The sequence below is a fragment of the Stenotrophomonas sp. 01N47 genome, from assembly GCF_056399165.1.
Window position 1 is genome coordinate 150,580 of the sequence record NZ_JBFTQU010000005.1, and the last position, 23,183, is coordinate 173,762.

Consider the following 23,183-nt stretch of genomic DNA (forward strand, 5'->3'; position numbering starts at 1 on the left):
CCGGCCCGATGCCGGCAGCGCCGATCAATCGTGCGCGGGGGTCCGCGCTGCGTGCCAGGCTGCGGCACCGAGCACACCCAGCTGGCCATGTTCGACCCGCCACACCGGCACCTGGCGCAGCACGTCGGTCAGCACCCCCTTGTTGAGGAAGCGCTCACGGAAACGGCCGTCGGCCAGGAAGTCCTGCACATGGGTGGAAATGCCGCCGGCCAGGTACACCGAGCGCGCGCCCACGGCGATCGCCGCGTCGCCGGCCAGGCTGCCCAGCCAGGCGCAGAACACCTGCAGGGTTTCCACTGCCAGCGCGTCGTCGCCCTGCCGCGCAGCCGCGATCAGCGCTTCGGTGCTGGTCCATTGCGGAGCCACGCCGCGCAGTTCGCACAGGCAGGGATACAGGTTCATCAGGCCGCTGCCGGACAGCACACGTTCGTTGTCCACATGCGGCCAGCGCTGCAGCAGCTGGCCCAGCACATGCAGTTCCAACGCATTGCCGGCGCCCAACGCAGCGTGTCCGATCTCGCTGGCCAGCACCGGGCGCTCGCCATCGGCGAAGCGCAACGCGGCGCCCAGGCCGGTGCCCGGCCCCAGCACCAGTGCCGGGAAGGTCTTGGCCGGATCGGCATCGCCATTCAACGGCACCAGCGTGTCGGCCTGCAGGTAGGGAATGGCCAGCGCCACTGCTTCGAAATCATTGATCAGCTGCAGGTCGGGCAGGCCCGACTCGCGGCGTGTTGCCGACAGCGACACCGTCCACGGCAGATTGGCATTGATCAGGGTATCGCCGTCGAGCAGGCCGGCGATGGCGACCACCGCACTGGCCATCGGCTGGCCGAGACTGGCGGTGAAATCGGCCAGGATCGCCGCCAGGCTGGGGTGGTCGGCACAGGCGTAGGTGCGGTAGCTGCCCAGCCGCGGCGCCTGCCCCGGCAGGGTCTCAGCCAGCGCAAGACGGGCGAAGGTACCGCCGACATCGGCGACGACCAGGCTGCGGGGGACGCCGCTGCGGGCGGACTCGGATGGCGCCTGGGACACTGCTGCAACGTTCACGCTGGCCTGCTTGGATCGATTGAATCGTGCCGATTCTCAGGCATTGGACGGCCTTTGCCTAGCGCGGCGACAGCGCCGTCCGGGGTCACATGCCTTCCTGCTCGGCCACCTGCACGCCGTCCACCAGCACCCGCAGGCGCTGCGGGCGGAACCCGGCGAACAGCAGCGGCCGGGTCCGCTCCACCAGCACTTCATGGCCGGCGATATGGCGCTGCCACGACTGTACCAGCGAGAACGAGAAGTGCGTGCCCGGATGCAGCGGGTGCTGCACCCAGACCTTCTCGCTGGCGCTCTGCAGCATCATCGCGCCGGTGAACCAGTGGCGGCTGAGGGTGACCGGCGTGGTGCCGGCCATGAAGCGGATATCCATGCTGCGTCCTTTCGTGATGGAAGCTGGTGATGGAAGCCCGGCCCGCGCTCAGGGCTGCGCGGTCTGCAGGCTGTAGCTGGTGCTGGCGGTGAACACCGCACCATCGGGCTGGGTGGAGCGCACTTCGACCTTGTGGCTGCCCACGGCCAGGTCGGTCGGCAACGCGCCACGCCACAGGTGCGGCGAGGCGGTGGCTTCCGGCGAGCGATCGTAACCGCGCAGCGTGGTGGCCAGGTCGTCGGCCACGTTCTCCACCAGCAGGCGCGGATCAGGCTGGCTGACCTGCTTCATCGGCTGCCAGGCGCCGCCATCGACGCGGTACTCGACCACGCTGGCATCCTCGCCCATGTACACATTGGCGTAGATGCCCCACGCCGGGTAAGCCCCCTTGCGCAGCACCTTCGGTGCATGCAGGCCGATCTGCTCGCTGGCTGCCGCACCGGCCACTCGGTACTGCAGGCGGTAGCTGCCGTTGCCGGCCACGTCCAGCAGCGCATAGCCCTTCGGCGTGCCGTCGCTCATGGTGCTGTCCGGTACGCCGGCTGCATTCTTCACGCCCGACCAGAACGCACCGCAGTTGGCACCGACGTTGTACTCGTGCAGCGGCCTGGCGCCCTGCCAGCCATCAGCCTTGCCGTGGTAGACGTGCTGCTGGGTGTGGCTGTGGCCACTGAGCACCAGCACGTTGCGGAAGTCCTTCAACAGGTCGAACAGGCGCTGGCGGTCGGCATGGCGGAAGGTCTCGCGCCCCGGTGCCGCGTCGAACAACGGGATGTGCATGCCCAGCACCAGCAGGCGGTCCTTGTGCAGGCCCTTCAGATACGCAGCCAGGAAGGCGAACTGATCCTCGCGCAGGCCACCGACATACTTCGGCTTGGCATTGGGGTCGTACACCACGTCGTCGAGGAACACGAAGCTGGCGCCGCCCTCTTCCACCGCATAGGTATCGGGGCCGTAGATGTTGCGCCAGCTGTCCAGCGAATGCGCGTCATTGGCCGCGTCGAAGTCCAGATCGTGGTTGCCGGGCACGTGGAACCACGGCACACCGAGCTCGGTGGTGACCTTGTTGATCGCCGGGTACAGGGTCAGATCATCGTTGACGATGTCACCGAGCGTGGTACCCAGGCGCGCCTTGGTCTGCCCAACCAGCGGCGCCACAATCGACTGCTGGTAGTAGCCGATGTCCTGCAGGCTGGCGGTCTGCGAATCGGTGAACACCAGCATCTGGAAACCACGGCGGCTGTCATGCCGGTCGTTCTGCAGGGCGAAGTCCCAGTTGCGGGCAACATCACTGGTGGCCGCGATGCCGCCGTACTTCAGCGCGGGCGAACCGTTCGGCCGGTAGTGCCGCCAGAACGACGGCAGGCCGTCGGTGGCCTTCGGAAACGTATAGGCATCGGGCTTGATGACGAAGACCGTCTGGCCGTCACGCACCGGCAGGCTGTAGCTGCCGTCGGCAGCGGTCTTGACGATGGTTTCGCCATTGGACACCTGCACGCCGGCCAGGCCCGGATCGGTCGCACCGCGGCCTGGCTTGGCGTCACGCTCCAGATAAACCTTGCCGCTGACCACGGTGTCCGCGGCCCAGGCCGGCGAGGTCAGCAACAGGCAGCACAGCCAGGCGGCAGGCAGTTTCATGGGGGCGGGTCCGGGAAAAAGAAGACCCCATATTGTAGGTGCGGACCGTTGGTCCGCACACCTCGTTCAACGATGGCGCTTTTCCAGCACGTCGCGGGCATCTTCCAGCGACAGCCCGCGCGCGCGCAGCAGCACCAGCAGGTGGTACAGCAGGTCCGACGCCTCGCCCAGCAAGGCCTCATCGTCCTGCGCCACCCCGGCCAGCGCCGTCTCCACGCCTTCCTCGCCCACCTTCTGCGCGATGCGGCGGATGCCGCCTTCGAACAGGGACGTCGTATAGCTGCCGGAGGGGCGCAGCGCCTCACGCACGGCGACCAGCTGGTCCAGGCCACCGAGGAAGTCCTTCGGCGCGCCGTCGAAGCAGCTTTCCGCGCCGGTGTGGCAGGTCGGACCTGCCGGGCGCGCCAGCACCAGCAGCGTATCGGCATCGCAATCGACGCTGATCGACTGCACCGCCAGCACATTGCCGGACTGCTCGCCCTTGGTCCAAAGACGCTGCTTGCTGCGGCTGAAGAAGGTCATGTGGCCGATGGCCAGCGTCGCTGCCAGCGACTCGGCGCTGACGTAACCCAGCATCAGCACCTGCAGGGTGTCGGCGTCCTGCACAACGGCCGGCAGCAGCCCATCGCCCTTGTCCCAGTCCAGCGTTTCCAGCGCCTGCGGCGACGGCCGCACATCAATAGACATCCCGCACCTCGATCTGCTGCTCGCGCAGGTAGCGCTTCAAGTCGGCAATGGCGATGGCGCCACTGTGGAATACGCTGGCCGCCAGCGCACCGTCAACGTCGGCCTGGTCAAAGGCCTGGGCGAAGTGCTCCATCGTACCCGCACCGCCCGATGCGATGAGGGGCACCTGGCACAGCGCACGTGCCTGGCGCAGCTGCTCGACGTCATAGCCACGGCGCACGCCATCGCTGTCCATGCAGTTCAGCACGATCTCGCCGGCACCCCGGCGCTGCGCCTCGACGATCCAGTCCAGCGTGCGCAGCGGCACTGCCTGGGTTTTGTCCGGGTCGCCGCTGAAACGGCGCACGCGCCACTGGCCGTCGTCCTCGCGTACCGAGTCGACACCGACCACCACGCACTGCACGCCGAATTCTTCGGCCAGTTCGGTGATCAGTTCCGGGCGGCCCAGCGCGGGTGAGTTGATCGAGATCTTGTCCGCGCCGGCGAACAGCACGCGACGCGCGGTCTCTACGCTGTCGATGCCGCCGGCCACGCAGAACGGGATATCGATGAGGCGCGCGATGCGCTCGATCCAGGCCACGTCCACCGACCGTGCCTCCGGGCTGGCGCCGATGTCATAGAACACCAGCTCGTCGGCGCCCTGGTCGCGATAGCGCTGCGCCAGTTCGGCGATGTCCCCCATGTCGACGTGATCGCGGAAACGCACGCCCTTGACCACGCGGCCATCGCGCACGTCCAGGCACGGAATGATGCGGCGGCTCAGCATGCCAGCGCCTCCGCCAGGTCCATGCGCTGTTCCAGCAATGCCTTGCCGAGGATCGCGCCGCCACAACCGGCGGCCTGTGCCGCAGCCACGTCGGCCACATCGCGGATACCGCCTGACGCCTGTACCGCCACGCCCGGCAGCAACGCTGCGAGGTGCTGGTACAGGCTGATGTTGGGCCCGGCCAGCATGCCATCGCGGGCGATGTCGGTGCACAACAGGTGACGCATGCCGGCCTGTGCATAGCGTTCCGCCAGCGCATCCAGGGTCACCCCCGCGTTCTCGGTCCAGCCATGCACCGGCAGCTGCCATTGCCCCTGCGCGTCCTGCCGTGCATCGAGGGCGATGGTCAGCCGCTCCGGGCCGAACTCGCCCAGCCAGCCGATCACCTGCGCAGGCTCGCGCACCGCCAGTGAGCCGATCACCACGCGGCTGGCACCCGCATCGAGGATGCGTGCCACGTCGTCACGGCCACGCACGCCGCCACCGGTCTGCACCTGCAGCGGGGTCTGCGCACGGATCGCGGCCAACAGCGGCGCCAACGTGTAGCCACCGGCACGTGCGGCATCCAGATCCACCAGGTGCATCCACTGTGCGCCCTGCGTGGCGAATGCCTGCGCACGCGGCAGCGGGTCGTCGCCATAGTGGGTTTCCTGCGCGTAGTCGCCTTGGCGCAGCCGCACGACGCGGCCGTCGCGGATATCCAGCGCGGGATAGACGATGAAACTCATGCAGCGGTGCCCTCAAGGAAATTGCGCAGCATCAGCGAGCCGGTATCGCCGGAACGCTCTGGATGGAACTGGGCGCCGAAGTAGCGGCCCTGCTCGACCACGGCGGTGAACAGGCCACCGTGGTCGCAGGCGGCAACGGTATGGCTGTTCAGCGGCGCGGCGTAGCTGTGCACGAAGTACGCACTGGCGCGCTCGGGAACCCCCTGCAGCAGCAGTGACGGACGCAATGGCAGCAGTCGGTTCCAGCCCATGTGTGGCACACGGATGCCACAGGCCGGCACCAGCTTGCGCACCACGCCGGGGATCAATCCAAGCGTATCCACGCCGGCCTCTTCGGAGCGATCGAACAACAGCTGCATGCCCAGGCAGATACCCATCAGCGGCACCTGCAGCTGGCGCAGCGGCTCGACCAGGCCCTGCGCATGCAGGCGCTGCATGCCGGGGCCGGCCGCACCCACGCCGGGCAGGATCACCCGCTGCGCGCCGGCCAGGCCAGCGGGGTCGCGGACCAGGCGCACCGTGGCACCGAGCCGTTCCAGTGCGTAGCGCACCGAACCCAGATTGGCGCCGCCGGCATCGATCAGCACGACCTCGCTCACAGCGCCCCCTTGGTGGTCGGCAAGGCGGTACCCTGCCGCGCCAGTGCCGGCCGCAGCGCACGTGCCAGGGCCTTGAAGCAGGCTTCAACCTTGTGGTGGTCGTTGTCGCCACGCACCTGCAGGTTGAGGTTCAGCCCGCTGGCGTCGCACAGCGAACGGAAGAAGTGCGGGACCAGCTCGGTCGGCATGTCGCCCACGCGCTCGCGCTTGAACTCGCCTTCGAACACGAAATACGGGCGGCCACTGAAATCCAGCGCAGCGCTGGCCAGGGTTTCATCCATCGGCAGGGTGAAGCCGTAACGGCCGATGCCGCGCTTGTCGCCCAGCGCCTCGCGCAAGGCCTGGCCCAGCGCAAGGCCGGTGTCTTCGATGGTGTGGTGTTCGTCGATGTGCAGGTCGCCCTCGGCGCGGATGTCCAGGGCGAAGCCGCCGTGCTTGCCGATCTGTTCCAGCATGTGGTCGAAGAACGGCAGGCCGGTGTGGATGTGCGCATCGCCGGCACGGTCCAGATCCAGTTCGACGCGGATCTTCGTCTCCTTGGTATTGCGCTGGACCACCGCCGTGCGTGGTGCATCGGCCAGTGCGTGGGCGATGCCCGGCCAGTCCCACTCGCCGCCGAACTGTTCGGTGCGCAGCTGGAAACCACGGATGTTGAGGTTGTCGGCGAACTGCAGGTCGGTGATGCGGTCGCCCACCATGCCCGAGCGCGCCCAGTCGATGCTGCGGTCCTGCAGGTAGGCCGTCATCAGGCCGATGCCCGGCTTGCGCGTCGGCGCGTTGTCGTGCGGCCAGCTGCAGTCGACCAGCACGTCACGGAAAACGATGCCCTGGCTTTCGAAGATCTGCAGCATCAGGTCATTCGGGCCATCGAAGCTGGCGCGCGGGTAGCTCTCGCTGCCCAGACCGTCCTGGTTGGTGACGATCACGAACTGGTAGCCGGCATCGCGCAGCTTCAGCAGGGCCGGGATCACCTGCGGCACGAAGCGCAGCTTCTCGTAGGCGTCGATCTGGAAATCCGCCGGCTCCTCGATGAGGGTGCCGTCGCGGTCGATGAACAGGATCGGCGTCATGCCGCGGCCCTCCGTGCCGACAGGGCCGCAAGCACGCGGTCGTTCTCTTCGGGGCTGCCGATGCTGATACGCAGTGCGTCACCCAGCTGCGGTGCGGCGCGCTGGTCGCGCACCACCACGCCGGCAGCAAGCAGCGCGTCGAACGCCGCCTGCGCATCGGCAAAGCGGACCAGCAGGTAGTTGCCGGCCGAGGCGTATACCCGGCCGATGCCAGGCAGGCCCTGCAGGCCGTGGTGCAGGCGCTCGCGCTCGGCGATGACCGTGGCTACCCGCTCAGCGGTGCGCGCAAGCGCGGCCGGCTGCAGCGCCTGCGCGGCCAGCTCGGCGCACGGCGTCGGCACCGGGTACGGCGCCTGGCATCGGCGCAGCACGGCAATCAGTTCCGGCGCGGCGATCAAGGTGCCGATACGCGCGGCGGCCAGTGCGTGCGCCTTGGACAACGTACGCAGCACCGCCAGGTTGGCGTGCGCGGCAAGCAGCGTGGTCGCCGAAGCGCGCTGTGCGTACTCGATATAGGCCTCGTCCACCACCACCAGCGCCTGCCCGCGCAGGGCAAGGGCCACGCGCTCGATCTCGGGCAGCGGGATATCACTGCCGGCAGGATTGGACGGCGCGCACAGGAAAACGAGCTTGGCGCCCTGCCCCTTCGCAGCGGCAATCACCGCATCCAGGTCCGTGCGCAGCCCCTCACCATCGTCAATCAGCGGCACCTCGATCAACGGCGCACCCTGCAACCGCGCGCAGACTGCGTACATGCCGAATACCGGCGGCGTCACCAGCACGCCATCGCGGCCCGGCACGCACAGGGCGCGGACCAGCAGATCGATCGCCTCGTCGCTGCCACGGCCTACCAGCAGCTGTTGCGGCTGCACGCCGTACAGCGACGCCAGCGCATCACGCAGCGCAGCCGGCTGCGGCTCCGGGTAGCGGCGGCTGCCCCCCGTGGCGTCGGCCGGGTTGGCCCACGCCGATTCGTTCGCGTTCAACCACACCTCGCCCTGCACAGCGCTGCTGCGCGCCGAACTGTAGCCGGCAAAGGCCTGTAGATCCGGCCGTACCAGGGCCAGCACGCCGTCGATATCCGCGCTCATGCGGCCACCTCCATGCGCAGTGCCACCGCACGTTCGTGTGCATCCAGTCCTTCGGCGCTGGCGATGATGCGCGCGCAGCCACCGATCGCGGCCAGGCCAGCGGCGGTCGCGCTCTGTACGCTGATCAGGTTCTGGAAGCTGGCCACGCTGACGCCACTGTAGGCGCGCGCGGCACCGGCGGTGGGCAGCACGTGGTTGGTGCCGCTGCAGTAGTCACCCAGTGCTTCCGGCGTGTAGTCGCCGAGGAACACCGAACCGGCCGCCTGCACCTGGTCCAGCCACGCGCGCGGTTCGCGCAAGGCCAGGATCAGGTGTTCGGGGGCGTAGCGGTTGCTGATCGCAAACGCATCGGCCAGCGAGTCCACCTGGATCAACTGCGATGCCGACAGCGCCTGGCGGGCGATGTCCTGCCGCGGCAGCAAGGCCACCTGGCGTTCAACTTCGGCCTCGACGGCGGCCAGCATCGCCGCGTCATCGGTCAGCAGCAGCACCTGTGAATCCGGGCCGTGCTCGGCCTGCGACAGCAGATCGGCGGCAACGAATGCAGGGTTGGCACCGGCATCGGCGATCACCAGCACTTCCGAGGGACCGGCCGGCATGTCGATGGCGGCGGCACCGTCCTGTGCCACCTGCTGCTTGGCTTCGGTGACGAAACTGTTGCCCGGCCCGAACAGCTTGTCGCTGGCCGGGATGCTTTCGGTGCCATAGGCCATCGCCGCGATCGCCTGAGCACCACCCAGCTTGAACACGCGTTGCACACCGGTCAGGCGCGCGGCCACCAGCACCGCAGGATCGGCCGTACCGTCGGCACGCGGCGGGGTGCACAGCACCACCTGTGGGCAACCGGCCAACTGCGCCGGCACGCCCAGCATCAGCGCGGTGGACGGCAGTGGCGCACTACCGGCCGGCACGTACAGGCCAACCCGGCCGATCGGCCGCAGCATGCGCTCGCAGACCACGCCCGGCGCGGTTTCCACCGTATAGCCCTGGCCCATGCCGGCCGCGTGGAAGCGGGTGATGCGTTCGGCCGCTTCCACCATGGCCTGGCGCAGCTCGGCCGGCACCTCGGCATCGGCAGCTGCGAACTCGGCTGCGGAAACTTCGAAATCCTGCAGATCCACGCCATCGAAGCGCGCGGTGATCGCGCGCAGCGCGGCATCGCCCTGCGTGCGCACCTGCGCGATCAGCGCGGCCACCGCATCACGGGTCTGCTGCGCCACGGTCTGCACCGGGCGGGTCAGCGCCGCGCTGCGTGCGGCCTCGTCAAGTTGCGACCAGATCAGACGATTCATGCCAGCGACCGCTCCACGCTCAGTACCATCAGGCCCTGGGCGCCGGCGCGCTCCAGTTCTTCCATGCGCTGCCAGGTCAATGGACCGGGGCACATGGTCTGCAGGCGCAATGCACCGCCATCGGCAGGCAAACGCACCAACGGTTCGGCATCGGCCAGCAGCTGCGACAACGCGTCGACGCGGTCCTCGCTGGCGCGGAACATCAGCAGCTTGCGGTCCTGCCGCTGCACCACACCGTCCAGGCGGCGCAGCAGCATGCTGCGCAGCGCGCCGCGCGCATCATCGGGAACGCGTACCGCACCGGCCAGCACGGCTTCGCTGTCGAGCAGGTTGTGTACCGGGGTGAGCTGGTTGGCACGCAGCGTGGCGCCGCTGGAGACCAGGTCGCAGATCAGGTCGGCGGTGCCCAGGCGCGGCGCGATCTCCACCGAGCCGGACAGTTCCACCACCTGAGCATCCACGCCCTGCGCGGCCAGCCACTGCTTGAGGATAGCCGGGTAGCTGGTGGCGATGCGGGTACCGGCCAGTTGTGCCGGCCCCTGCCATTGCCAGTCTTCCGGCACCGCCAGCATCAATCGGCACTGGCCAAAGCCCAGCCCCCGCAATGCCTGGTAGGCATCGGCCAGGCCGATCTGGCGACGCGCGGCCGCCTGTTCGTCCAGTTCGTTGCGGCCGACGATGCCGAGGTCGCAGACGCCATCGGCGATCAGGCCGGGAATGTCGTCATCGCGCACCAGCAACAGGTCCACCGGCAGCGATTCGCCGTAGCAGAACAACTTGTCGCGGCTCTCGCGCCAGCTCAGGCCACAGGCACTGAGCAGGTTGCGGGCGGGCTCGGCCAGCCGGCCACTCTTCTGGATGGCGATACGGAGCCGGTCTCGCGCCGGCGCTGCCTGGGTTGCACTCATGGGGGAGGTCTCGAAGTCTGGAACGGGGCGCGGATCAGCGCGAAGCAAGGCGGTCGACAGCGGCGGCATAGCCTCGATGGCCATGCTCGAGCGTGCGTGCCACCCGTCCGGTGGTGGTCACGCTGACGCCGGTGCGCTCGTGGATCTCGCGATAGGGCACGCCCTGCTGCAGCAGCGGCACCACCTTCCAGCGGTCGGCCATGGCTTCCAGCTCGGCCGGCGTGCACAGGTCACGCAGGAAGGCGACCACCTGCTCCGGCTCGCGCAGCGCGGCAAAGGCCTGGGCCAGAGCGTCCAGATCGGCTTGCGGGTCTTTGGCGGAGATGTCGGGGCGGGCTTTCACGGGCGTGGCTCTTGCATCAATGTAATAGCGTGTTAGTACATTAACGCATTCTTGCGCACCGCGTCAAACCGTGAGGCCACGGGGTCAGATCCGTTTTCCAGGGGAAAACGCATCTGACCCCTGAACCGGGCGGCGGAAACGAAAACGCCCACCGGGCGGTGGGCGTTCGGATGCGGCGATGGACAGGGCCCCGATCAGGGCAGGCAGCGGACCTCTGCCTGCAGCGCGCCGCGCCGCAGGCATTCACCGAACAGGCTGCCCTGCCGGCTGGGATGGGACTGCAGGTTCTGCAGCGCCCCTGCCCGGCCCGGGCACGCCCGCTCGGCAAGGGCCTGCAGGTCCTGCTCAAGCTGCGCCCTATCGATCACATGGCAGCGATCAGCCACCAGCTGGTAATACGCAGGGCCGATCCGGGTACTGCGCAACGCCGGATCGCTCTGGCAGCCCGCCAGCAGGAGCAGCATCAGCGCCCCTGCGGCGGCGGACTTCACGGCATGACCCGCGACTGCTCCAGCTCCACCTGCAGAGTGCTGGCCAGTTCGTCGCGCGAGATTTCGAACTGCTGCTCGCGCAGCAGGTCCTTGACCGCCACCACGCCGCGCGCCAGCTCGTCTTCGCCAGCCAGCACCACGAAACGGATACCGGCCTTGGCCGCGTACTGGAACTGCTTGCCGATCTTCTTCGGCTCCATCTGCACTTCGGTGTTGATGCCACCAGCGCGCAGGCGGCGGGCGATGTCCAGCGACTGCGGCATGCCCTGCTCGTCCATCAGCGCCACCAGCGCCTGCACGCTGCTGGCCTCGATGCCCTCGATCAGGCCAGCCTCGCGCAGCTGCCAGAACAGGCGCGACAGGCCGATGGAAATGCCCACGCCCGGCAGCTTGGACTTGCTGTAGTGGCTGGCCAGGTCTTCATAACGGCCACCGGAACAGATCGAACCGATCTGCGGGTGGTCGGTCAGCGTGGTCTCGTACACCGTGCCGGTGTAGTAATCCAGGCCACGTGCAATGGAGAAATTCAGGCAGTACGCGCTTTCCGGCACGCCCAGTGCCTGCACCAGCTGCAGTACTTCGCGCAGCTCGGCCACGCCGGCACGCAGGATCTCCGAGGAACCCGCACCGTCTTCCAGCGCTGCCAGCTGTGCCAGCGCATCGGCATGACCCTGCGAACGCACGGCGACGAAGGCCAGGATCTTCTCGACCTGTTCGGCCGGAATGCCGAAGCCCTCGCCCACCAGCGTCTCGCGCACGTAGTCGGGGCCACGCTTGTCCAGCTTGTCCACTTCGCGCAGCACTGCCAGCTGGCGTTCGCCCTCGGCCACGCCCAGGCTTTCGAAGAAGCCGCGCAGCAGCTTGCGGTTGTTCAACTGGATGCTGAAGTCACCGATGCGCAGTTCGGCAAATACCGCATGGATGACCGCCAGCACTTCGGCGTCGTAACGCACGCTCAGGCTGTCCTTGCCGATCACGTCGATGTCGCACTGGTAGAACTCGCGGAAGCGGCCGCGCTGGGCGCGCTCGCCGCGGTACACGCGCTGCATCTGGTACCGGCGGAACGGGAAGGTCAGCTCGTGTTCGTGTTCGGCCACGTAACGCGCCAGCGGCACGGTCAGGTCGAAGCGCAGCGCCATCTCCGGCAGCGAACGATCGCCGGACTCAGCAGCGTTGGCCAGCGCGCCGGTGGACTGCACGAAATACACCTGGCGCTCGGTCTCGCCGCCGGACTTGGTCAGCAGCACATCGGACAGCTCGAACACCGGCGTCTCCACCGGCAGGAACCCGAAGCGCTCGTAGTTGCGGCGGATGACGTCCAGCATGCGCTGGAACGCAATCTGCTCGCGCGGCAGCAGTTCAAGGGTGCCGGGCGGGGTACGGGGCTTGATCACGGGCGGAGCTCCTGCGGAATCGGGGACGTGGGAGGGGGCGACATTCTAGCGCCCCGCATCGCTCAGCCGCAGATGAGGGGTCCAACGGCCGCTTGAAGTATCATAAAGCCCTCCCCCGCCCGCGATACGCCCACGCAACATGTCCCGGCCTTCCGGCGCTCCGCCCGCCACCAACGACCCCGCCGCGCCGTCCTGCGCCACGCTGGACTGCCTGCACTGCTCGGTACGCCACCTGGCGGTGTGCTCTGCACTGTCGCCCGATGAGGTGCAGGCGCTGGAACAGGTGACCGTGTCGCAGCAGTTGACGATGGGCAGTACCCTCGCCCGCAGCGGCGAAGAGCGCCAGCATGTCTATACATTGACCGGTGGCGCGCTGCGGCTGGTACGCACGCTTGCCGATGGCCGTCGCCAGATCAATGGCTTCGTGCTGCCTGGCGATTATCTGGGCCTGAGCGGCAGCGACCACCATCGCTACGACATCGAGGCCATCGCCGACAGCCGCGTCTGCCGCGTTGCCCTGCCGCAGATGAAGGGCCTGCGCGCCCGCTATCCGCACCTGGAGCGCAAGCTGCTGCAGCGCGCCTGCCAGGAGCTGGACGCCGCACAGGATGCCGCGCTGGCGCTGGCACGCCTGCAACCGGCGGAAAAACTCGCTGATTTCCTGCTTCGCCTGGCCGCGCGTGAGGCCAAGCTGGGCGGAGACGGCCTGCGCGTTTCGCTGCCGATGGGCCGCGGCGACATCGCCGATCATCTGGGCCTGACGATGGAGACGGTCAGCCGCACCTTCACCAAGCTGCGCCAGCAGGGGTTGATCGCCCTGCCCCATCTGAACGTGGTTGAGATCCTCGACGAGGATGGCCTGCGCTCGCTGGCCGGTGAAGTGCAGGGCTGAGCGCCCAGCCTGTCATGGGGTTGCCGGCCAGCGGCCGGCACTACCAGAAGCACGCATCACGGGTAGTGCCGGCCGCTGGCCGGCAACCGCAGAAATCCCCAACCCATCATGGGTAGTGCCGGCCGCTGGCCGGCAACCACGCAGCCCCTCCATCAACGCAACAACACCTCACGCAATGCCGCGTAGTCCGCCGCCAATGGCTCGGCATGCGCCGGACGCTGCAGCAATGCATCCAATGCCGGCGGCACCGCCACTGCTTCACCGATCAACGGTTCAACCACCGCCTCGAACTTGGCCGGGTGCGCGGTAGCAACCACCGCCCAGTCGCCCTTGGCGCCACCGGCGCGCAGATCCTGCAGCACCTTCACCGCCGTGGCCGTGTGCGGGCAGAACAGCTCACCGTCGCTGGCATGCGCGCTGGCGATGGTCGCGCGGATGGTCACGTCATCCACTGCGAAGGCGCGGAACGCCGCCCGCAGCTCGGCATCATCGCCCTGGTACAGCCAGCGCAGCCGCTCGAAGTTGCTGGGCGCGCCGACATCCATGGCGTTGGCCACGGTCGCAATGCTGGCCGCTGGCTGGTACCGGTCGCCACTGAAATAGCGCGGCAGCACCGCGTTGGCGTTGGTGGCCAGCACGATCTGCCCGATCGGCATGCCCAGCGCGCGCGCCAGCACTGCCGCCATGGCGTTGCCGAGGTTGCCGGTCGGCACCACCAGGTTCAAGCGCCGCTGATGCTGCGCATGATGGCTCAGCGCCGCGTGCGCGTAATAGCTCATCTGCGGCAGCAGCCGGCCCAGGCTGATGCTGTTGGCGGAGCTCAGCGGCACCTGTGCCTGCAGATCGCGGTCGGCCAGCGCCTGCTTCACCATCGCCTGGCAATCATCGAACGAACCGGCCACCCGCAGTGCCTGGATGTTGTCGCCGAAGCAGCCGAGCTGATGCGCCTGTCGCGGCGACACCCGCCCATCGGGATACAGCACCACCACGCGTACACCGGTCTGCCGATGGAAGGCCGCCGCTACGGCTGCACCGGTGTCACCGGAAGTGGCCACGACGATGGTCAGATCGCGTCCCTTGCCGGTCTGCAGCCGCGACAGCACACCGGCGAGGAAGCGCGCGCCGATATCCTTGAACGCCGCCGTCGGCCCGTGGAACAGCTCCAGCACATGGTCACCGCTGTTGCGCAGCGCGCGCAATGGCACGGGGAAATCGAAGGCCTCGCGGCAGATCGATGGCAAGGCCTCGGCCAGCGCATCGCCCGCGAAGAATGGCGCCAGCAGGTCAGCGGCGGTGTCGGCCAGGGCTGCACCAGCCTGCAGCGTCCGCGGCGCCGGCAGCGCCTCCGGAACGTACAGCCCGCCGTCGGGCGCGAGACCGGCAGCGATGGCCGCACTGAGTCCAACGGCCGGCGACTGGCCGCGGGTCGAAACGAATTGCATGAGGTCAATATCCGGTAGGGAGGAAGGATTCAGCACAAGCAGGCTCCGGGTGCATCCAGCGGCGAGATCCAGGCATCACTGTCGAAGCCGGCAGCGGCAAACGCCGCACGCACCGGCTGCGCTGCCGCGCGCGCCTGGTCGGCATCTTCAAACCAGGCAAAGACGCTGGGCCCGGCGCCGGAAATGCCTGCGCCCATCGCGCCGGCGGCCAGTGCAGCGTCGCGTGCCGCGTCGAAGCCCACGATCAGGCCCGCCCGCCGCGGTTCCACCAGCACATCGCGCAGGCCGGCGCGCACCAGCGCGGCATCGCTGCGATGGCAACCGCTCAACACCAGCGCCAGGTGGGCACTCTGCGCGACGAATTCGCCCAGCGCATAGCTGCCCTGCAGCGCCTGTCGTGCCCGCCGGGTCTCCAGCACCGCATGCGGATGCACCAGCAGGCTGTGCCAGCTGGCCGGTACCGGAATCGGCACCAGGCGATCAGCCGTGCACAGCGCCACGCCGCCCAGCAGCAGCGGGCCGACGTTGTCACCATGGCGGCCACCGCTGGCCACGGCTTCGCCATCCAGTGCGAACGGATACAGCGCTTCGCGCGGCAGTGGTGCGTCCAGCAGTGCATTGGCTGCCACCAGCGCGGCCACGCAGGAAGCCGCCGATCCGCCCATGCCGGAGCCGAACGGAATGCCCTTGTCGATCTCGATGGCGAAACCGAAGCCCAGCCCTAGCGCTGCACGCAGCGAGATCAGCGCGGCCCCTGCTGTATTGCCTGGCGCATCCAGCGGCAGTTCGACCGCACTGCCACGGATCGCATCGATGCGCACCAACGGTTCGTCGATGCGGCGCACGCTCACCGTATCGCCGATACCGGCGATGGCGTGGCCCAGGATGTCGAAGCCGACCGCCACGTTGGCCACCGATGCGGGTGCGAAAGCGCGTGCGATCACAGCCGCGCTCCTTCGCCGGCCGCCACCCGCAGCAGATCGGCGAACACGCCGGCAGCGGTGACTTCCGGGCCCGCGCCCGGGCCCTGTACCACCAGCGGGTTGTCGCAGTAGCGGCGGGTACGGAACTGCACCACGTTGTCGGTCAGCCGCAGGTTGGCGAACGCGTGGTCGGCCGGCAGCTCCTGCAGCCCGACCGACGCGCCATCCGGCCCCAGCCGCGCGACATAGCGCAGCACCGCACCGCGCTGGCGGGCATCGTGCAGCCGGGCCAGCAGCGCCTCATCGGAGGCACCCAGGCGGGCCATGAAATCATCCACGCTTCCTTCGCGCAGCAACGCCGGCACCAGGCTCTCCACCTGCACCTGCTCCAGGCTGAGCGCGTGACCGGCCTCGCGGGCCAGGATCACCAGCTTGCGCGCAACATCCACACCGGACAGGTCGTCGCGCGGATCCGGCTCGGTGTAGCCCATCGAGCGCGCCTGCGTGACCAGTGCCGAGAACGGCTGGCTGCCGTCAAAACGATTGAACAGCCAGGCCAGCGTGCCCGAGAAGATGCCTTCGATCGCCAGCACTTCGTCTCCGGTATCCACCAGGTCACGCAGCGTGGTGATCACCGGCAGGCCGGCACCCACCGTGGCCTCGTAGCGGAAGCGCGCACCACTGGCCGCCGCCGCCGCGCGGATGCGCTGGTAGCGTGCCAGCGGACCGGCGCCAGCCTGCTTGTTCGGGGTCACCACATGGATGCCGGCGGCCAGCCAGCCTTCATAGCGCTCGGCAACCTCGGCACTGCCACTGCAGTCGATCACCACCGCGTGCGGCAGATGCGCGGCCAACAGGTGCTCGGTGAAGTGGTCCAGATCGCTGGCCTGGCCGACGTCCTGCAGCGCCTGGCGCCAGTCTTCATGCAGGCCATCAGCCTCCAGGCGCATGCGCGAGCGGGATGCAAGCGCGCGCAGGCGCAGATCGACATTGGCCTTGGCCAACAACTGCGGGCGCGCCGCCAACAGCTGGTCCAGCAGCGCAGCGCCAACATTGCCCGGACCGATCACCCCCACCGCGAACGTCTGCGGCGACAGCCAGAACCCGGCATGCGCGGCACGCAGCGCGCGGGTCGCGTCGGCGCTTGCCACCGCCACCGAGATGTTGCGTTCGGAGGACCCCTGCGCGATGGCCAGGATATTCACCTGCGCCCGGCCCAGCGATTCGAACAGCCGCGCGGCCACGCCCGGCTGGCCCGCCATGCCATCGCCGACCGCGGCCAGCACGCTGACTCCCTCGCTGACCTGCACGCGCTGAACCTGGCCAGCAGCCAGCTCGTGCGAGAACGCGTGCACCACCGCATCGCGACCGCGCGCCGCTTCACCCGCACGGACAACGCAGCAGATGGAATGTTCGGAAGAGCCCTGCGAGATCATCACTACCGAGACCTGCGCCTGGCGCAGCGCGGCGAACACGCGTTCGGCGGTACCCGGCACGCCGATCAGGCCGGTGCCCTCCAGGTTCAGCAGGGCCAGATCCGTGCTCAGCGTCAGCCCTTTCACCGGGCCACGTGGCGAGCGCTCGGCGCTGATCCGCGTACCCGGATGGCTGGGCTGGAAGGTATTGCGGATGAAGATCGGCAGGCCCAGCCGGATCGCCGGTGACATCGTCTGCGGATGCACCACTTTCGCCCCGAAATAGGCCAGCTCGCAGGCCTCGTCGTAGCTCAGCGCGTGCAGCTGCACGGCCTCCGGCACCAGCCGCGGGTCGGCCGACAGCACGCCGTCGACGTCGGTCCAGATATGCAGTTCATCGGCGGCGAACAGTGCGGCGAAGATCGCGCCGGAGTAGTCACTGCCGTTGCGGCCCAGCGTGGTGACGCGGTCCTGGCGGTCGCGGGCGACGAAACCGGTGGCGACCACGCGCGACTGCGGGTGCTGCAGCCGCCACGCGGCAAGGCGGCCGGCACTGGCATCCCAGTCGACATCCACGCCCAGTTCGCCGTGGCCGACCACCAGCACATCGCGTGCATCCAGCACCGCGCAGTCCTCGCCCAGCGCGCGCAGGTGGGTACCGAGCAACTGTGCGGAGAACACTTCGCCCAGGCCCTGCACGCGGTCGAGCACCTCGCGTGGCAGTTCGCCGATCACCGCCAGCGCGGCCAGCACCTCGGCCAACTGATCGAAGCGTGCATCGATCCAGTCCACGGTATCGCCCACCTGCTCACCCAGCAGCGCTACCGCGGCACCCCGATGCCGCGCGCGCAGCGCATGCCACGCCTCCTGCCAGCCGGCATCGCCCTGGGCTGCCAGGTGCGCCAGTTCAATCAGCGCATCGGTAACCCCCTTCATGGCCGAGACCACGCTGACCTGCAACGACTCGGGGCGGGCCAGCAGCAGGCCGGCGACATGGCGATAGCGCTCGGCGTCGGCCACCGAGGTGCCGCCGAACTTGTGCACGACAGTGGACGGTGCGGCCAGTGCGGACGCGGCAGGCGAATGGGCGGGGGCGATGGAAGACATGCAGACCTCGGTTGGAGGCCCCGTCGCATGCAGGTGGTCGAGTTTCCCCGTCACCTGGATGGTGCGGGGCCGTTGTTTTCGGGAGTTACACGAAGACGACGGGCCGCACCAGGGCAGTGGTGACGGTGGTGGTGGTAATGGTGGTGGTGATGGCGACCGGCGCAGTCGAACGGCCCGCAGCAGCGGAGTCGATCAGGCGGGCAGTGGCGGCATCAAGGACCATGGCGTACAGAAAACACCGCCGCGATGGTCGCTGTCAAGTGTTGCGGCGCAATATTTCTTTGCGGCGATCATCGGCCAACGTGCCGGCATTTGGTTGCAACTGAGACCAACAGGTGATCGTCGGCCTCAGTGCGTCGATTCAGCCGACATGTTCGGTGATTGCGCGCGGCGTGCGATGGGCATGCGCGCACAACAGCACCCCGCCCACCAGCAGCACGATCGCCAGCAGCTCCAGCAGGCTGGGCCAGCGCCGCTGCCAGGCGAAGGCGTACAGCAGCGCGAACAGGGTCTCGAACACGATCATCTGCCCGGTCAGGGTCAGCGGCAGCAGGCGACTGGCCCGGTTCCAGAACGCATTGCCGAGGATCGAGGCGACCACCGCCACGCCGGCGCTGATGGCCCAGAAACCACCCCATTGCGCAGCCGTATGCGCCTCGTTGTGTCCACTGAACGCCATCGGCACCAGCAGCAGCGACAACCCGCCGGTGGTGACGCCGGTCAGCAGCGACCAGTCGTGGCTGGAAAGGTCGGGCCGCCGCGACAGCCAGCGGCTGTTGCCGATGGAATACAGCGCCCACGAGAACAACGCACCGAACGCGCACAGCAGGCCGATCAGGCGTTGCCGCCAAGGCGTGCCCAGATGCTCGGACATCAGCGCCTCCCAGCCGACCATCGCTACGCCGAGCACGCACAGCGCCAGCGCCGGCAGCAGCTGCTTCAACGGCACCGCACCCTGCTCGCGCACGCCCACCAGGGTGACCACGACCGGAATCAGGCCGACAATCAACGAAGCAGCGGCGCCACCGGCCCACTGCACCGCCGTGGCCAACAGCAGGAAGTACACCAGGTTGCCGGCCAGGCTCAGCCACAACAGGCCGATCCACTCGGCGCGACCGAGCTTCGGCGCCAGCCGCTTCCAGCGCGGCAGCAGCAGGACCACGGCGATCAGGCCATAGACCAGATAGCGGCCGGCGGAAAGCTGCAGGGCATTGAACGTGCTCAACACGGCGGGCGCGAGGAAGACCACGCCCCACAGCGCACCGGCGGCGATGCCATTGGCGATGCCCAGGGCAATCGGGTTGTTGCGCATTGCAGGTTCACAGCAAGAACGGGCCGCGCAGTGTAAGCGGCCCCTTGCCCGCCGGTCTTGACCGAGGCTACTGGCGGTTCGCTTCCGCGGCGTCGGGCGTGGCTCGCCGCCATGCCGCCGGCGTCTGCCCGCATTCGCGGCGCAGCGCACGGGTCAGTGCACTCTGCTCGGAATACCCTGCGGCCAGAGCGATGTCGCTGATCGATGCCGGGCTGACCCGCAACTGGTGCTTGGCCCAGCGCAGCCGGCTGGCACTGAGCCACGCCTGCGGGCTGAGCGCGAACTCACGCCGGAACACCGCATGCAGGCGGCTTTCGCTGATGCCGACAAAGGCGGCCATGCGCGCTACCGACCACGCCTGACCCGGCATCGCCTCGACCGCAGCGCACAGGCCCTGCAGGCGGGCACCACTACCGGCAGGCGCGAAGGTCCTCAGCAGTTCCGGCAACAGCGCAGGCACCGGCTGCCCTGCCTGCACCCGGGCAAGCCGCTGCCGCAGTGACGCAGGTAGATGCAGCCAGCGCTGCCGGCACAGATACTCCTGGGTCGCGTCATCGAGCACACCCGGCCCGCAGTCGACAATCACGAAACCGTTGGGACCATCGGCCATCTGGTCGTGCGCCTCGCCGGCAGCCACGAATGCCCCCTGCAGAAGGTCAAGACGGCCACCCCTGCCCTCCGTCTCGAACTGCAGCTCACCCAGCAGTGGCAGCACCCACTGCGCATAGTCGTGGCGATCCAGGCCGGTGGCCTGGCCGTAGTGCCGTAGATGGAAAATGGCGCCCATTCGCCCAGTGTGCGCGCGCCGCTGCCGGGCCGCAATGTTGCGCTAACCCTCCACGCCGAGGAAGGTAAACGGTGCGCTGGGCACGAAGTGCTGCAGCACATCCCCGGCAAACGTATTGCGCTGGTCGCGGCCCAGATCAAGCTTGAGCACCTTGCCGCCGAAATCGACCTTGGTCAGATCGACCCAGAACGTGTTCGGGGTCAGCGCCGACTCGAAGAAGTACAGGCGCCGCTTGTGGTCGGCGACCGTGCGCCAGCGGGTTGACGAGATGTTGGGCTCGCCCGGCGTGGTGATGCCGAACGGTACCGATACGTTGCGGATCACGCTGAACACACTGGCCAGCGCCTCCACCGGATCTTCCGCTTTCGGAATCGCGTTGATGTAGAACGACGCGCGCGCGAAGCGGTCGGCCGAACGGTTGGTGCCCGGCAGCATCACGGTGCCACCGATCTGCTGCCAGTAGCTGTTCAACGCCAACTGCTGGTCGAAGATCGGCGAATTGGTCATCACCTGGTAGCGGCGATCGTGGTGGATCACCTGGCGCCCGCCGATGTATTCGACGATCGCGCTGTCACCCGTCGCATCGGACAGCGACAGGTGCAGCGTTGCCTGGCGGTCCTCGCCAGGCACCTTGTCGGTGACGATCGAATACGGCTCGCGCTGCAGGGCGGTCACCGCCTCTTCCACCGTCGCGAAATTATCCAGCACGTACTGCGCCCACAAAGAGATCGACAGGCCGGGCTTGCCGCTGCGCTGGGCCGGATATTCCGACTCCACCAGCCACAGCAGGTTGGCGACCAGGCCCTTCTCGTTCATGCCATCGGTGGTGGAAATGTCATAGCCGGTGGCTACCACGCTGCCGTAGCGTGCAGTCCAGGCGATCGACCCCGGCCCCGCCTTTCCGGTGCGCGCCATGCCACGCGGCAACACGTAGAGATTGGTGGCCACGTCCACTTTCCAGTCCATCGAGCGGGCGGTGATGACATCACCGTTGTCGCCCAGATACACCGCGCGCGTGCAGGCCATCGCCGGCATTGCCGCCGTCGCCAGCGCCGCCGCCAGCAACGCGCTGCCTTTCCATTTCTTCCGTGCCATGTCGTGCTCCGTTCCCCGGGAAGGGTGATCTGAACCCCGCAACGGTGAGATGAACGTGAAGCCTCAACGCCACCAGCGATCATGCAGCCAGAAACCGGCGGCCATTGCTGGCACGAACCACAGGGCTTCGCGCGCCCCCACCGCCAACGCGGCCAGCGCTGGCCCAGGGCAATAGCCGACCCAGCCCCAGCCGATGCCGAACACTGCAGCCCCCAACAGCAAACGCGCGTCGACAGTCTGCGTCGTCGGCAGCTGAAAGCGCTCGGCGCAGCATGGCCGCTGCCGCCGCCGCAGCCAGAATTGACCCAGTGCACTGACCAGCAGCGCCGACGCCAGCACCCAGGCCAGCGTGGGATCGAAGTCGCCAGCCACATCGAGGAAACCGAGCACGCGACGCGGGTCGGTCATGCCGGCCAGCGCGAGACCGGCACCGAACAGGCCACCGGCCGTGCCTGCGAACCAGACGCTGCGGCTCATGCCAGGCCTCCGCCGTGGCGTACCAGGAACGTGGTGAGCATCGCGCAGGCCATGAACACCAGCACCGCCACCAGGGATCGTCGTGAACCACGGGCGAGGCCGCAGACACCGTGGCCGCTGGTGCAGCCATTGCCCAGCCGCGTACCGAAGCCCACCAGCACACCGGCACCGATCAATTGCCAGGCCGGCAGTGCGTCACGCAGCAAGGCGCTTGGTGGTTGCCCCGTGCCCGCCTGCCAGCGCAACACCGCCGCAGCAGCCAGCATCAGTCCGAGCAGGAAGGCCCAGCGCCAACCACGATCACCACGCGGTGCGGCCGCGGCGCCGGCGGTGATACCGCTGATGCCCGCCACCCGACCGAGCGTGGCCAGCAGCAGCACCGCCGACGCACCGATCAGGCCGCCGCCTGCAATTGCCGCCCATGGCAGGTTCATGCCCTGCCCCTCTGCATCGCACGCATCGGCTTGCCCTTCAATTTAGATTTCTCTAAATTAGACTTTCCTGAACTACCGGGTCAAGCCGTGCCCAGCATCACCACCGACAGTGCCGCGATGGCCACGCATGCCGCACAGGCGGCCGCCCTGCTGAAATCGCTGGCACACCCGGCGCGGTTGCGTGTGTTGTGTCGCCTGGTGGAAGGCGAAGCACCGGTGCCGGAACTGCAGGCCCTGACTGGTCTGAGCGCATCGGCGCTGTCACAGCATCTGGCCGTGCTGCGCAATCTGGATGTGGTGGCAACGCGGCGGCAGGCACAGGCACTGCACTATCGGCTGCTGGAAGGCCCGGCGCTGGGGGTGCTGCAGGCATTGCACGCGGCGTACTGCGCCCCGCAGCGTTAGCGGTCAGCCCGCGCTGAGCACCGGCCGCACGACCTCGGCCAACAGATCCACCGCCGTAAGCACGACGCTGTCACCGTTCACCGAGCGGGCGAATCCCGACCAGTCGCCTGCGGAAAGCTGACGCAGCAGCGCGGCGTCCACCGGCAACACGCGCATCGCCCAGTACGGAAACTGACGCTGGCCTACCCGGCCGCGCGCCAGTTCGACGATGTCGACATGGCTGCCGGCCTGCAGAATGCGCTCATACACCGAATCGATGCCATCAGGCGGACCTTCGATGTACTGCAGGAAACGCTCGCTGTCATGCAGCAGCACGCCGGTCACCCCTGCCATCTTGTTGAAGCGCGCGGCATCCTCGACCAGCGTCTGCAGACGCTCGGCGGACAGATCCGGCTTGGCCTGGCTGACATAGGCGATGGCACGCAGTGGCATGGAGCTTCCTTTGCAAGAATGGTGCCACGGTAGCAGTT

General features: G+C 68.2%; 26 protein-coding genes. 2 read left to right on the forward strand and 24 right to left on the reverse strand.

Features of this window, described 5'->3' with window-relative positions; all coding sequences use genetic code 11:
• Positions 1–24: 24 nt before the first annotated feature.
• From AC1DKR_RS10445 to hisS, 14 genes are all read right to left on the reverse strand, one after another.
• The gene (locus AC1DKR_RS10445; RefSeq protein WP_478032716.1) at positions 25–1,047 is read right to left on the reverse strand and encodes a glucokinase; all 1,023 of its coding nucleotides are present in this window, start codon (positions 1,045–1,047) and stop codon (positions 25–27) included.
• A gap of 85 nt (positions 1,048–1,132) precedes the next feature.
• Positions 1,133–1,417 (reverse strand): hypothetical protein, encoded by a 285-nt coding sequence (locus AC1DKR_RS10450; RefSeq protein ID WP_025874818.1) that lies wholly within the window; start codon positions 1,415–1,417, stop codon positions 1,133–1,135.
• Between the two features lie 48 nt (positions 1,418–1,465).
• Positions 1,466–3,055 (reverse strand): calcineurin-like phosphoesterase C-terminal domain-containing protein, encoded by a 1,590-nt coding sequence (locus AC1DKR_RS10455; protein WP_478032718.1) that lies wholly within the window; start codon positions 3,053–3,055, stop codon positions 1,466–1,468.
• 66 nt (positions 3,056–3,121) lie between these two features.
• Entirely contained in the window at positions 3,122–3,742 is a 621-nt protein-coding gene (gene hisIE, locus AC1DKR_RS10460; protein WP_099818309.1) for a bifunctional phosphoribosyl-AMP cyclohydrolase/phosphoribosyl-ATP diphosphatase HisIE, read from the reverse strand.
• Positions 3,732–4,508, reverse strand: a complete 777-nt coding sequence (gene hisF, locus AC1DKR_RS10465) for an imidazole glycerol phosphate synthase subunit HisF (protein WP_049464459.1) — start codon at positions 4,506–4,508, stop codon at positions 3,732–3,734. The genes hisIE and hisF overlap by 11 nt, the downstream gene beginning before the upstream one ends.
• Entirely contained in the window at positions 4,502–5,236 is a 735-nt protein-coding gene (gene hisA, locus AC1DKR_RS10470; protein WP_032975531.1) for a 1-(5-phosphoribosyl)-5-[(5-phosphoribosylamino)methylideneamino]imidazole-4-carboxamide isomerase, read from the reverse strand. Before hisA ends, hisF begins: the two co-directional genes overlap by 7 nt.
• The gene (gene hisH, locus AC1DKR_RS10475; protein WP_312110295.1) at positions 5,233–5,835 is read right to left on the reverse strand and encodes an imidazole glycerol phosphate synthase subunit HisH; all 603 of its coding nucleotides are present in this window, start codon (positions 5,833–5,835) and stop codon (positions 5,233–5,235) included. The genes hisA and hisH overlap by 4 nt, the downstream gene beginning before the upstream one ends.
• Positions 5,832–6,905: a bifunctional histidinol-phosphatase/imidazoleglycerol-phosphate dehydratase HisB gene (hisB, locus tag AC1DKR_RS10480; protein WP_025874831.1), complete on the reverse strand. Its 1,074-nt coding sequence runs from the start codon at positions 6,903–6,905 to the stop codon at positions 5,832–5,834. Before hisB ends, hisH begins: the two co-directional genes overlap by 4 nt.
• Positions 6,902–7,996: a histidinol-phosphate transaminase gene (hisC, locus tag AC1DKR_RS10485; protein ID WP_478032721.1), complete on the reverse strand. Its 1,095-nt coding sequence runs from the start codon at positions 7,994–7,996 to the stop codon at positions 6,902–6,904. The genes hisB and hisC overlap by 4 nt, the downstream gene beginning before the upstream one ends.
• Positions 7,993–9,288 (reverse strand): histidinol dehydrogenase, encoded by a 1,296-nt coding sequence (gene hisD / locus AC1DKR_RS10490; RefSeq protein WP_394196335.1) that lies wholly within the window; start codon positions 9,286–9,288, stop codon positions 7,993–7,995. The genes hisC and hisD overlap by 4 nt, the downstream gene beginning before the upstream one ends.
• Entirely contained in the window at positions 9,285–10,196 is a 912-nt protein-coding gene (hisG, locus tag AC1DKR_RS10495) for an ATP phosphoribosyltransferase (protein WP_033830971.1), read from the reverse strand. The genes hisD and hisG overlap by 4 nt, the downstream gene beginning before the upstream one ends.
• A 34-nt stretch (positions 10,197–10,230) precedes the next feature.
• Positions 10,231–10,539, reverse strand: a complete 309-nt coding sequence (locus AC1DKR_RS10500) for a YerC/YecD family TrpR-related protein (RefSeq protein WP_313249509.1) — start codon at positions 10,537–10,539, stop codon at positions 10,231–10,233.
• A gap of 194 nt (positions 10,540–10,733) precedes the next feature.
• On the reverse strand, positions 10,734–11,003 hold the full coding sequence (locus AC1DKR_RS10505) for a hypothetical protein (RefSeq protein ID WP_363733098.1): 270 nt from the start codon (positions 11,001–11,003) through the stop codon (positions 10,734–10,736).
• Between the two features lie 23 nt (positions 11,004–11,026).
• Entirely contained in the window at positions 11,027–12,424 is a 1,398-nt protein-coding gene (gene hisS, locus AC1DKR_RS10510) for a histidine--tRNA ligase (protein WP_428704268.1), read from the reverse strand.
• Positions 12,425–12,563: 139 nt separating this feature from the next.
• Here hisS and AC1DKR_RS10515 point away from each other — a divergent pair, with 139 nt between their 5' ends.
• Positions 12,564–13,316, forward strand: a complete 753-nt coding sequence (locus AC1DKR_RS10515) for a Crp/Fnr family transcriptional regulator (RefSeq protein WP_478032725.1) — start codon at positions 12,564–12,566, stop codon at positions 13,314–13,316.
• A 152-nt stretch (positions 13,317–13,468) separates the two neighbouring features.
• Here AC1DKR_RS10515 and thrC read toward each other — a convergent pair whose 3' ends face one another.
• From thrC to AC1DKR_RS10560, 9 genes are all read right to left on the reverse strand, one after another.
• Entirely contained in the window at positions 13,469–14,758 is a 1,290-nt protein-coding gene (gene thrC, locus AC1DKR_RS10520; protein ID WP_478032727.1) for a threonine synthase, read from the reverse strand.
• A 29-nt stretch (positions 14,759–14,787) separates the two neighbouring features.
• Positions 14,788–15,702 carry a homoserine kinase gene (locus AC1DKR_RS10525; protein ID WP_478032729.1) on the reverse strand — a complete coding sequence of 305 codons (915 nt, stop codon included), beginning with the start codon at positions 15,700–15,702 and terminating at the stop codon, positions 14,788–14,790.
• The gene (thrA, locus tag AC1DKR_RS10530) at positions 15,699–18,203 is read right to left on the reverse strand and encodes a bifunctional aspartate kinase/homoserine dehydrogenase I (protein ID WP_478032731.1); all 2,505 of its coding nucleotides are present in this window, start codon (positions 18,201–18,203) and stop codon (positions 15,699–15,701) included. Before thrA ends, AC1DKR_RS10525 begins: the two co-directional genes overlap by 4 nt.
• A gap of 85 nt (positions 18,204–18,288) precedes the next feature.
• Positions 18,289–18,426, reverse strand: a complete 138-nt coding sequence (locus tag AC1DKR_RS10535; RefSeq protein ID WP_442244783.1) for a hypothetical protein — start codon at positions 18,424–18,426, stop codon at positions 18,289–18,291.
• A 138-nt stretch (positions 18,427–18,564) separates the two neighbouring features.
• Complete coding sequence (locus tag AC1DKR_RS10540) at positions 18,565–19,515, reverse strand: DMT family transporter (protein ID WP_309909018.1); 951 nt, start codon at positions 19,513–19,515, stop codon at positions 18,565–18,567.
• Between the two features lie 67 nt (positions 19,516–19,582).
• Positions 19,583–20,302 carry a helix-turn-helix domain-containing protein gene (locus AC1DKR_RS10545; protein ID WP_478032733.1) on the reverse strand — a complete coding sequence of 240 codons (720 nt, stop codon included), beginning with the start codon at positions 20,300–20,302 and terminating at the stop codon, positions 19,583–19,585.
• 42 nt (positions 20,303–20,344) lie between these two features.
• Positions 20,345–21,397: a linear amide C-N hydrolase gene (locus tag AC1DKR_RS10550; RefSeq protein ID WP_478032735.1), complete on the reverse strand. Its 1,053-nt coding sequence runs from the start codon at positions 21,395–21,397 to the stop codon at positions 20,345–20,347.
• A 63-nt stretch (positions 21,398–21,460) separates the two neighbouring features.
• The gene (locus tag AC1DKR_RS10555) at positions 21,461–21,874 is read right to left on the reverse strand and encodes a DUF6691 family protein (protein WP_478032737.1); all 414 of its coding nucleotides are present in this window, start codon (positions 21,872–21,874) and stop codon (positions 21,461–21,463) included.
• The gene (locus AC1DKR_RS10560) at positions 21,871–22,308 is read right to left on the reverse strand and encodes a YeeE/YedE family protein (protein WP_478032739.1); all 438 of its coding nucleotides are present in this window, start codon (positions 22,306–22,308) and stop codon (positions 21,871–21,873) included. Before AC1DKR_RS10560 ends, AC1DKR_RS10555 begins: the two co-directional genes overlap by 4 nt.
• A gap of 117 nt (positions 22,309–22,425) precedes the next feature.
• Between AC1DKR_RS10560 and AC1DKR_RS10565 the strand changes: the two genes are divergently transcribed.
• Positions 22,426–22,713, forward strand: coding sequence for a metalloregulator ArsR/SmtB family transcription factor (locus AC1DKR_RS10565; RefSeq protein WP_478033241.1), 288 nt, complete (start codon positions 22,426–22,428; stop codon positions 22,711–22,713).
• A gap of 3 nt (positions 22,714–22,716) precedes the next feature.
• On the opposite strand, the gene AC1DKR_RS10570 is transcribed toward AC1DKR_RS10565, so the two are convergent.
• On the reverse strand, positions 22,717–23,145 hold the full coding sequence (locus AC1DKR_RS10570) for a BLUF domain-containing protein (protein WP_478032741.1): 429 nt from the start codon (positions 23,143–23,145) through the stop codon (positions 22,717–22,719).
• Positions 23,146–23,183 lie beyond the last annotated feature (38 nt).

Coding starts and splice junctions, on each gene's coding strand:
- AC1DKR_RS10450 (WP_025874818.1), bottom strand. CDS start 1,417: ATGGATATCCGCTTCATGGCCGGCACCACGCCGGTCACCCTCAGCCGC.
- AC1DKR_RS10455 (WP_478032718.1), bottom strand. CDS start 3,055: ATGAAACTGCCTGCCGCCTGGCTGTGCTGCCTGTTGCTGACCTCGCCG.
- hisIE (WP_099818309.1), bottom strand. CDS start 3,742: ATGTCTATTGATGTGCGGCCGTCGCCGCAGGCGCTGGAAACGCTGGAC.
- hisF (WP_049464459.1), bottom strand. CDS start 4,508: ATGCTGAGCCGCCGCATCATTCCGTGCCTGGACGTGCGCGATGGCCGC.
- hisA (WP_032975531.1), bottom strand. CDS start 5,236: ATGAGTTTCATCGTCTATCCCGCGCTGGATATCCGCGACGGCCGCGTC.
- hisB (WP_025874831.1), bottom strand. CDS start 6,905: ATGACGCCGATCCTGTTCATCGACCGCGACGGCACCCTCATCGAGGAG.
- hisC (WP_478032721.1), bottom strand. CDS start 7,996: ATGAGCGCGGATATCGACGGCGTGCTGGCCCTGGTACGGCCGGATCTA.
- hisD (WP_394196335.1), bottom strand. CDS start 9,288: ATGAATCGTCTGATCTGGTCGCAACTTGACGAGGCCGCACGCAGCGCG.
- hisG (WP_033830971.1), bottom strand. CDS start 10,196: ATGAGTGCAACCCAGGCAGCGCCGGCGCGAGACCGGCTCCGTATCGCC.
- AC1DKR_RS10505 (WP_363733098.1), bottom strand. CDS start 11,003: ATGCTGCTCCTGCTGGCGGGCTGCCAGAGCGATCCGGCGTTGCGCAGT.
- AC1DKR_RS10515 (WP_478032725.1), top strand. CDS start 12,564: ATGTCCCGGCCTTCCGGCGCTCCGCCCGCCACCAACGACCCCGCCGCG.
- thrC (WP_478032727.1), bottom strand. CDS start 14,758: ATGCAATTCGTTTCGACCCGCGGCCAGTCGCCGGCCGTTGGACTCAGT.
- thrA (WP_478032731.1), bottom strand. CDS start 18,203: ATGTCTTCCATCGCCCCCGCCCATTCGCCTGCCGCGTCCGCACTGGCC.
- AC1DKR_RS10535 (WP_442244783.1), bottom strand. CDS start 18,426: ATGGTCCTTGATGCCGCCACTGCCCGCCTGATCGACTCCGCTGCTGCG.
- AC1DKR_RS10540 (WP_309909018.1), bottom strand. CDS start 19,515: ATGCGCAACAACCCGATTGCCCTGGGCATCGCCAATGGCATCGCCGCC.
- AC1DKR_RS10545 (WP_478032733.1), bottom strand. CDS start 20,302: ATGGGCGCCATTTTCCATCTACGGCACTACGGCCAGGCCACCGGCCTG.
- AC1DKR_RS10550 (WP_478032735.1), bottom strand. CDS start 21,397: ATGGCACGGAAGAAATGGAAAGGCAGCGCGTTGCTGGCGGCGGCGCTG.
- AC1DKR_RS10555 (WP_478032737.1), bottom strand. CDS start 21,874: ATGAGCCGCAGCGTCTGGTTCGCAGGCACGGCCGGTGGCCTGTTCGGT.
- AC1DKR_RS10560 (WP_478032739.1), bottom strand. CDS start 22,308: ATGAACCTGCCATGGGCGGCAATTGCAGGCGGCGGCCTGATCGGTGCG.
- AC1DKR_RS10565 (WP_478033241.1), top strand. CDS start 22,426: ATGGCCACGCATGCCGCACAGGCGGCCGCCCTGCTGAAATCGCTGGCA.
- AC1DKR_RS10570 (WP_478032741.1), bottom strand. CDS start 23,145: ATGCCACTGCGTGCCATCGCCTATGTCAGCCAGGCCAAGCCGGATCTG.